General features: G+C 63.1%; 8 protein-coding genes. 4 read left to right on the plus strand and 4 right to left on the minus strand.

What is annotated here, in order from left to right; genetic code table 11:
- Window positions 1-12: 12 nt before the first annotated feature.
- The 3 genes from M7H19_RS14370 to M7H19_RS14380 all read right to left on the minus strand — a co-directional run bounded on the left by M7H19_RS14370 (window position 13) and on the right by M7H19_RS14380 (window position 1,929).
- Window positions 13-540 (minus strand): CGNR zinc finger domain-containing protein, encoded by a 528-nt coding sequence (locus M7H19_RS14370; RefSeq protein ID WP_298181553.1) that lies wholly within the window; start codon window positions 538-540, stop codon window positions 13-15.
- A 246-nt stretch (window positions 541-786) separates the two neighbouring features.
- Window positions 787-1,044 carry a winged helix-turn-helix domain-containing protein gene (locus tag M7H19_RS14375; RefSeq protein WP_298181556.1) on the minus strand — a complete coding sequence of 86 codons (258 nt, stop codon included), beginning with the start codon at window positions 1,042-1,044 and terminating at the stop codon, window positions 787-789.
- 72 nt (window positions 1,045-1,116) lie between these two features.
- Complete coding sequence (locus M7H19_RS14380; protein WP_298181559.1) at window positions 1,117-1,929, minus strand: IclR family transcriptional regulator; 813 nt, start codon at window positions 1,927-1,929, stop codon at window positions 1,117-1,119.
- Between the two features lie 462 nt (window positions 1,930-2,391).
- On the opposite strand from M7H19_RS14380, the gene M7H19_RS14385 reads away from it, so the two are divergent.
- Window positions 2,392-2,730, plus strand: coding sequence for a helix-turn-helix transcriptional regulator (locus M7H19_RS14385; protein WP_298181572.1), 339 nt, complete (start codon window positions 2,392-2,394; stop codon window positions 2,728-2,730).
- A 308-nt stretch (window positions 2,731-3,038) separates the two neighbouring features.
- On the opposite strand, the gene M7H19_RS14390 is transcribed toward M7H19_RS14385, so the two are convergent.
- The gene (locus M7H19_RS14390) at window positions 3,039-3,926 is read right to left on the minus strand and encodes a helix-turn-helix transcriptional regulator (RefSeq protein ID WP_298181562.1); all 888 of its coding nucleotides are present in this window, start codon (window positions 3,924-3,926) and stop codon (window positions 3,039-3,041) included.
- Between the two features lie 469 nt (window positions 3,927-4,395).
- On the opposite strand from M7H19_RS14390, the gene M7H19_RS14395 reads away from it, so the two are divergent.
- The 3 genes from M7H19_RS14395 to M7H19_RS14405 all read left to right on the plus strand — a co-directional run.
- On the plus strand, window positions 4,396-5,292 hold the full coding sequence (locus M7H19_RS14395) for a hypothetical protein (RefSeq protein ID WP_298181565.1): 897 nt from the start codon (window positions 4,396-4,398) through the stop codon (window positions 5,290-5,292).
- Between the two features lie 1,277 nt (window positions 5,293-6,569).
- Window positions 6,570-8,279 (plus strand): class I SAM-dependent methyltransferase, encoded by a 1,710-nt coding sequence (locus M7H19_RS14400; RefSeq protein ID WP_298181567.1) that lies wholly within the window; start codon window positions 6,570-6,572, stop codon window positions 8,277-8,279.
- Between the two features lie 55 nt (window positions 8,280-8,334).
- Window positions 8,335-8,505: S-adenosylmethionine synthetase N-terminal domain-containing protein (locus M7H19_RS14405; RefSeq protein WP_298181574.1), on the plus strand; the 171-nt coding region annotated here is incomplete at its 3' end.

An 8,505-nucleotide genomic window follows, 5' to 3' on the forward strand; every position in this document is an offset into this window, starting at 1 on the left:
GAGTGTTCACGGTCAACGCGCATGGCGTGAACGGTATGTGCGCATCTTTTGCCGTGCGCCGCAGAGATCCATACTGCACCAGACGCTGTTCTGCGCGGGGGAACGGTCGTAGAAAACCCAGCGGCAGTCCTGGTTGCGGCAGACTTTGAGCCTGTCGAGCTCTCCCGTGAGACCACTGGTGAAGACCAGCGCGAGACACTCGCCGAGATAGGTGTCGAACGGTGCGGTCCTCTTGGGGGGCAGAACGGGCTCCCCGTTCTCCGACCACCGTGGCGATGCGAGCAGGATCTTGGCGAGTTTGTTCAGTTCGGACGCTCGTTCCTGTCCGGCGAGGTGATTCCGCACCGTCTCGCGCAGTTTGAGCAGAAGTTCGTGTTCCTTGCGACTGAGGTCGTCGACCTCTACGCCGTTGGCGCGCAACCACGCCGTGGCACTGGTGGTCGTGATCAACGCGTCCTCGGTGTAGAGGAGGCGCGCCGAGTTGCAGAGCTGTTCCAGCTTCCTCAGCTCCCCCGGAGCTTCGGTCCTTGAGAACGGCATGATCATGATGTTACTGCCTGAGGGGTTTATCCGGTAACTCGAAGACCGGCGCCGGAGGAGCGTGTCCACGGAGAGTCGCAGGAGTGTTTCAAGGCCGGATGGGCTGATAGAGAAGGCGGTTCCACAGCGACGGCCAGGGGAGGATTCCTGCGGAAGAGACGTCGGCGGGTCGAGGTCCTGTTGCGCGAGGACTTCCCGACCGCCCCGCGGTCTTGCCGCCGGATTTCGTCCTGACCGGACACACGGTCAGTCGCGTGGAGTGACGAATGTGCCCTTGGACTTCAGCGTCTGCACCAGTCCTCGTTCGCGCAGGATCTTCGTAGCCTTGCGGACGGTGTCGAGGGCGACGCCGTATTCCTCGGACAGTGCCCGTTCACCGGGGATGCGACTCCCCGCCGGCCATTCGCCCTGCTCGATGAGGCCGGCGAGATGATCGGCCAGTAGTGCATACTCGTATCCGGTTTTGTTGTCCGGGTTGTATTTCCTACGTTCGGGACCGTTCATAACAGCACGATAGAACTGTGCCGCGCTGCGCTCACGTGTGGGCCGCGGCGCAGCGCGGCGCCGATAGCTCTTCTAGGTACGGGGAGAGCCGCGTTGCTCGGGAATCGGGTTGACGGTGATCTCCTTGGTGACTTCGAGCAGCCTTGTCGCGGCCTTGCCGGCATCGGTCGGGGAGAACCGTGCCGCGGGCGCGCTGATGCCGATCGCCACCGGTAGGCGTGTCCCCGTCAGCGGAGCGGCGACGCATCGGCCGTCGCCGTCGTCGCTGGTCGCGTAGCCCAGTCGCTGGACGTCGTCGATATCCGTGAGATAGGAGTTGAGGTCGGGCTCCCTTCCGTATCCGGCCGTCGACGGCGCCACCAGCTCGCGCACGCGTTCCTCGGCGAGGCGGGAGGCGATGGCATGTCCCAAAGCGGTGGCGTGCAGTGGTTCACGGAAGCCTCGCGCGGAGGCGAAACGTACCCTCTGTTTGCTCTCCACCACATCGAGATAAACGACGTGGTCGCCGTCCAGGATGGCCAGATTGACCGTTTCGCCGAATTCGTCGCGAATTTTCTCCAGCCACGGTCGGGCTCGTTCGCGCAGCACTTCCAGATGTCGCGACTGCATACCCACGAACCCCAGGCCGAGTCGGTAGAGGCCGGTTCCGGCATCTCGTTCGACGTAGCGGTGCGCTTCCAGGGTCCACAGGTACCGAAAAGCCGATGACTTCGGTAGCTCGGTTTCTTGGGCGACGTCGATGAGGGAGACGCCTTCGACGGATTCCTGTAGCAGGTTGAGGATTGAACAGACTCGTTCAACCGCGCGAACGGTGTAGTTGCGTTCCTCCCCTTTGGTTGCGGTATCCGCGTCGTTGTGGGGGGCTTGTTCGTGTCGCCCTGGCACACCTGCTCCCTGTGGAATACGGATGACGTGTTTCAAAACTCTAGCGGCCGTGAAGTGCTGTAGCAGGGGGCCAGGAAACCATCGTTCACCTTGCCTTGCGTGGTGCGGGTCGCCATTTAAAAAGGGCTTTAACGGCATTGGATGTGCTGGCTTTGGTTATCCGTGTAACGAATCGCCTTGTATAGCGATATTGATTTCGGAGTGGACTCTGTTTCGTTGGTTGTGGACGGTTCGGCTATGCGTCGCGAATTATTGCGTTCAGAATAGCCCGTTTGGTGGTAGCAGTCTTCGGGATCGTGCAGGAAGCTGGTGTGGTGTCGATCGTGGTGCGGTCGCGCAGCTGGGGGTTTTCGGTTTGTATCCGCCTGCTGCGACTGTCGGTGCCACGACGAGGCGGAAAACCGTTCCCGAACCTCGCTGACGATGTCCATGCCAATTCATGAGTCCGCGCCACGGGCGGGTATGCCCGCCGCGCCCCGAGATGTGCGTTCGACCCCGGTCGATGCTTCGAGGTCCGACGTGTTCCACGATTCCATTTCCGAACAATCCGGCGAGCCGGTCTGGGAGCTCGTTCGCCGGGTCCGCAAACTGCGTGGGCTGACCCAGTATCAGCTCGCCGACAGGCTTGCCGAGCTGTCGCGTAACTCCAGTGTCAGTCGCGATGAAGTGGCGCGCTGGGAGCGCGGCAAGCGTGTGCCGGGACCGTATTGGAGGCAGTGGTTGAGTCTTGCGCTCGATGTGCCATCGGAGCAGTTGCTGGAGGCTGTCCGGTGTGGGCGCAGGAGAAGAGCGTCGCGCTGATTTCCGTACAACCCTCGCGGACCGCAGCGGTGTAGCGCGCTGGCTACCTAGCGTGCTACAGTCGCTGCGGCCGTCGGCGCGGGACCGTTCACCATGCGACGGTGGCCGTGGCGGCGCGGCCGGGCTTCCCCTTCCGGCCCGGCCGCACCGCCTGTCACGGTACGGGGTCACGCCATGGGGGTCATGGCGTGATGGGGAAAGCGTGGAGAGCGAGTCCCACCTTCCGCGTAACGGCATCGCCGGCCATTCTCGGGAAGAGATGGCGCGGGCGATGCGGCACTGCACGAGAGGCGGGTCGCCTGTGGAGATCAGGAGGCGTGATGAGTGAGCCTGCGAGCCAGGTCGGTAAGCAGCTCCAGCGATTCCTCGGCCGACATCGCCTGCTCCCGGACGCGCTCCCACAGGGAGCGGAAGACGGTGAGTGAATCGGGACTCTCGTAGTGGATGCGGTCGACCGGGGTGGTCACATAGACGACACCGGGGAAATCCTGGATGACCTCCGAGGGCAGCGACAGTTCGGTGAACGCCCCACTGGCGCCCGCCGGTCTACCCGCGTTGTCCGGCAGTATGTGGATATCGACGGCATCCCGTCGCGCGAGTGTCGCGAGAGTGCTGAGTTGTTCCCCCAGTACGAGTGGTCCGCCCACGGGGCTGCGCAGGGCACTCTCGCCGAGTACACACGTCAGCCGGGGTGGGTCGTCGCGATTGAGGGCGGCCTGCCTGCCGCGCAACATCCTCAGGTGCAGGGTGAGTTGGTCGGCTTCGCGGCCGACCAGTCCCGCGCGTAGCAGTGCCTCGGCGTACGCGGGTGTCTGCAGCAGTTCGGGTATGTGCTGCGGTTCGTAGATCCGCATCTCCGTGGCGGAGTACTCGAATCCGGCGAGGAGCGCGAGCGACCGAGGTGGGAAGTGTTCCGGGAACTCGTCCTCCCACCAGTCGGGCGAGTGCATCTCGACCCGGTCCCGCAACTGCCTGTAGTACGTGGCTCGGTCGCCGTGGCCGTAGGCATCCAACATGATGTCCAAGCTGTCGTGGCTCGGCAGATAGCGACCCATCTCGTAGTGGCCGATGGTCGCTCGGCTTTTGCCGATCTTCTTCGCTATCTCGCTCTGGTTCGAGTTCTGGCTGGTCTCGCGCAGCTTCTTCAGTCCCTGGGTGAACGCCCACTCCGCGACGACGTGGCTCACTTCGACCAAGGGCCTCACCTTTCGGCTACGGGTGATGTGCATGCTTCACCCGAACGGGGCCACACCGCGCTATAGCGCGTCGGCTATGTAGCGCGCTACATTCGGTGTGGCTACGGACAGTTGGACGCTTGTCACGTTAGCCCCGGCGACGTCGGCCGTGGGTAACCCCCTCGTCAGGCCACGTCGCCGGACTCGGCCAACCGGTGGGTGACGACATGGGCAGGGCGGCGTGGGCATCGATGCGGTCTCAGGCGAAGGGGTGAGTAGGGGGTCGGGTGGAGGGCCCCCTGTCGGGGGTACCGACCCGGCGCGGCGAGCGGGCGTCGGGGGTGGCGGTGAGCTCGGTGGTTTCGAGGGGCTCGGCGGTCTTGCCGGAGACAGGGAGCTGACCGGCCTCAGCGTTCCGGTCGGTCTCACAGGTCTCCGAGGCCTTGGATGTGGAGGTCGTGCAGGCGGGGATACACCGCTCACCGAGGGAGTGATCGACGCGCGGCTGCGTGCCCTGGAGTACGACGCCGCTCCGGGCGCTGACGCGCAGCGTGCCAGACGGGACGCGATGGAGGTCGAACATTGGGAGGCCCTGCGGAGAGGGCGATACGTGCGGCTGTGGACGGTGTACCTGGACGTGTGGGCAGCGGCGTTGGATGCGTGTGACGCGGCTTATCGTCTGGTCCGTTACGTACGACAACCGCATCACCGCGTCGGTGATCTGCCGATCCTGCGTTCCACCGGGGTGCCCGAGTTGTGCGGGACCGCCGACAACGGTGTCGGCGGCAGTGTCGGTGAGGGTGCCGGTGAGGGTGCCGGTGATGTCGTGGCGACCTATCCATGTGACGCTCTGGCGTATCGGCGTGATCGAACCCCTTTCGGGGCGCTGGAACGGGTTCACGTCGCCACGTACGTCCGGGCGCTCGCCGCGGCGCGGGATCGTCTGCTCGGCTCGTCGACGATGTGTTCACCGGGACCGCGGGGCGCCGATGGCCATGGTGCTCCGCCGGGCGCGGCGGATTCCGCGCTGCGGCTGTGGCGGGTGCGCCATCGGGTCCTGTGCCTGGCCGGACCGGGAGAGGCCGGGGCGAGGGCCGCGGAACTGGCGGCGACCGTCGTCGACGATGTCGGTGCGCCTGCTGCCGAGGTTGTGGCCGTCCGTGCGGACGACGGTTATGTCGACGGCGAGGGACGGCGGGTGCATCCGGTGTTGACGCTCGACCCTCGCGCTGTGTCGGCGTTGTGGGCGGATTACGACGCGGCGGAGGCCGACGTGGGACAACCCTCCGCCATCGCCGACGTGGTCGCCCGGGCCGCCGTGCACGTGTGGAGCGCGTTCACTCACGGGCGCGACGGGTGTTCCGGTGAACGGAATGCGGCTAGGTGAGAAACTATGCAAACCCCTGGGGCTGCGCGTATGCTTCGAACCCGAAGCCGACGGAGTGTGATTCGCGATTGTCGGCCGGCCGTGCGCCTGCATCCCTCCCCAAGGCGTATCGGTAGCGATGATGTCCCGGTGCTGAACCCCCAGCAGCACCGGGACATTTCTTTGTGTGATCCTCTGCGCGACCCTGGGCTTGTCGCTTCGCCATGGCGGGCTCGATCGGTTCGGGGAGTGTGTCGAGTGGCCCGTTTCCGTAAGGGCGGGGAAGGGTCCCGATGTGGATTGCCGGTGTTGGTGATCTCGGGCGTCCGGTTTCTTCTGCGCGATGTTTGGAATATTCCGCGTCATCGAGGGGGCCGATTCGATTCGTCGTGAAGGAAATTCTCAACTCGATCGAACCGATCGACTGTGTCTATGGGGTCAGTCGATCTGAAAAGGACGGTGCTCTGGATTTTGCCGGACGGTGAATCGATGTCGGTTGCGGTAGGCGCAACGAGTATTGGATGGCGCTTCTATCTCCGGGTGTGAATCCCTGTCGGTTCACCATCTTTCTGGATGTGATTGCCACGATCTCATAACGAAATTTCGACATGCGGTCGATGTATTTTCGGTGGCGGACGGTGAAATATTCATTTTTGTTGCCCATGGCGCAACATGTTGCCGTATACGATACGAATTCGGCTGCGTGGTCGATTTCACACCTGTGGGCTAAATGATCACCGCGCGTGCTGGATCGCGATACCGTCGGTATGCGGCCTTGCTCTACTCAGGTGAATGGTGTGACAGGTCGAGAAAGTGCCGTTCTCGGCGTCAAGGGGCTGGTGGCGGATGGTGTAAGGCAGCGTGATGACCACGTGTTTTGTCACTTGGAGGGCATTCGGCTGCTCGGAAGAGGGGTATGTCCGAGCTTGGGAGTCGTGAAAGCCGAAGTTGCACGGCGGGTGAGTCGGCGTATCACGCAATCGACCCATTGCCCCATTCGCGGAGTGATCAATAGATTGAGTCAGGGCGGCATTGCGGAGATCAACGATGGTGTGCTGCAATCGGTCCCGGCCGGATGAGGGAGTGTAATAGACAGCTCCCTCTGTAATGTCCGGCCCGTACGCGTGGGGTCGTATCCGCGCTGATAAATAATTTGCCGCGACCCTGTGTTCTCGTGTGCTTTTTCGCGTCCGGGTGTACGCGGTTAGCGGTGCGTCCAGAAGAGGAGGAATTGGCGAAAAGTGTGACACGGTTCTCGAGTAATTCGCTGTTCCCGAACGAACGTGGAAGGATGTGTGATGAAGGATTCGAGGTCTGGCCCGTCCGATGTGAAAGGGGCTGGAACCGTGGACAGAGGCCAGTTCCAAATCGAGGCACACCCGGCACAGGAGTTCGGCCCGGACCCACTCATCGTTCGGGACACCGATCACTACACCAACGAATACGTCAAGGGATTCGTCGAGAAGTGGGATGACCTCATCGACTGGAAGAAGCGCTACGCCAGTGAAGGCAGCTTCTTCATCGATCTGCTCAAGTCCCACGGGGTGAAGTCGGTACTCGACGTCGCCACGGGGACGGGGTTCCACTCGGTGCGGCTCGTCGAGGAGGGCTTCGACACCGTCAGCGTGGACGGCAGTGCCGAGATGCTGGCGAAGGCGTTCGAGAACGGCCTGTCCTACGGCGGTCACATCCTGCGTGTCGTGCATGCCGACTGGCGATGGCTCAACAAGGACGTCCACGGACAGTTCGACGCGGTCGTCTGCCTCGGTAACTCGTTCACGCACCTGTTCTCCGAGCAGGACAGGCGGAAGGCACTCGCCGAGTTCTACGCCGTGCTCAAGCACGACGGCATCCTCATCCTCGACCAACGTAACTACGACGCCATTTTGGATAACGGCTTCTCCAGCAAGCACACGTACTACTACTGCGGCGAGGAGGTCACGGCCGAGCCCGAGTACATCGACGACGGGCTGGCTCGGTTCCGGTACCGGTTCCCGGACGACTCGCAGTACCACCTCAACATGTTCCCGCTGCGGAAGGACTACACGAGGAGGTTGTTACGAGAGGTAGGTTTTCAGCGCGTGGAGACGTACGGCGACTTCCAGGATACGTTCAAGGCCGACGACCCCGACTTCTTCATCCACGTGGCGGAGAAGAGCTATCTCAGCGCGGACGAGAAGTCGGCCCGTTACTCGGCGGCGGTCAACACCGCTCGGGACTACTACAACTCCGACGACGCGGACAACTTCTACTACTCGATCTGGGGTGGTGAGGACATCCACGTCGGCCTGTACGAGCGTGCGGACGAGGACATCGCGATCGCGAGCAGGCGTACCGTCGAGCGGATGGCCGCCAAGGTCGGTATCACGTCGTCGACGCGTGTGCTCGACATCGGTTCCGGCTACGGTGGCGCGGCGCGCTATCTCGCGAAGACGTTCGGCTGCCACGTCACGTGTCTCAACCTCAGCGAGGTGGAGAACGACCGCAACCGGCGGTTCACCGAGGAGCAGGGGCTGTCGGACCTGATCGACGTCGTGGAGGGCTCGTTCGAGGACCTGCCGTTCGAGGACAACGAGTTCGATGTCGTGTGGTCGCAGGACGCGATGCTGCACAGCGGTGACCGGGTCCGCGTGCTGCAGGAGGTGACGCGTGTTCTGAAGCCGAGGGGTGAGTTCGTCTTCACGGATCCGATGGCCGCGGACGGCTGTGACAGGGCTGCGCTCAAGCCGATCCTCGACCGGCTGCACCTGGACACCATGGGATCGCCGGGCTTCTATCGCACTGAGCTCGGGCGCCTGGGATTGTCGCGCGTCGACTTCGAAGACCATTCGGAGCAACTCGCTGCTCACTACGGACGAGTTCTGGAGGAGACGGAGCGTCGCCACTCCGAGCTTTCCGGGAAAGTAAGTGAGACCTACCTCACGCGCATGAAGATCGGTCTCAAGAACTGGGTGGAAGGTGGCCGGGCCGGTAACCTCACCTGGGGAATATTCCATGTTCGGGCCTGAGGTGCCCTCCGGAAGCGAATGGCGAAATAGCACCGATGAAAGACGAGGATGCATAGTGACTGCTAATCGAAGGCTGTTCACCAGTGAGTCCGTCACGGAGGGCCACCCGGACAAGATTTGTGACGCGGTCAGCGATTCTATCTTGGATGCCTTGTTGGCTGTTGATCCGCGGAGTCGGGTCGCGGTGGAGACGTTGATCACCACTGGGCAGGTGCATGTCGCCGGT

The sequence above is a fragment of the Saccharomonospora sp. genome (genome assembly GCF_027317685.1).
Taxonomy (GTDB): Bacteria; Actinomycetota; Actinomycetes; order Mycobacteriales; family Pseudonocardiaceae; genus Saccharomonospora.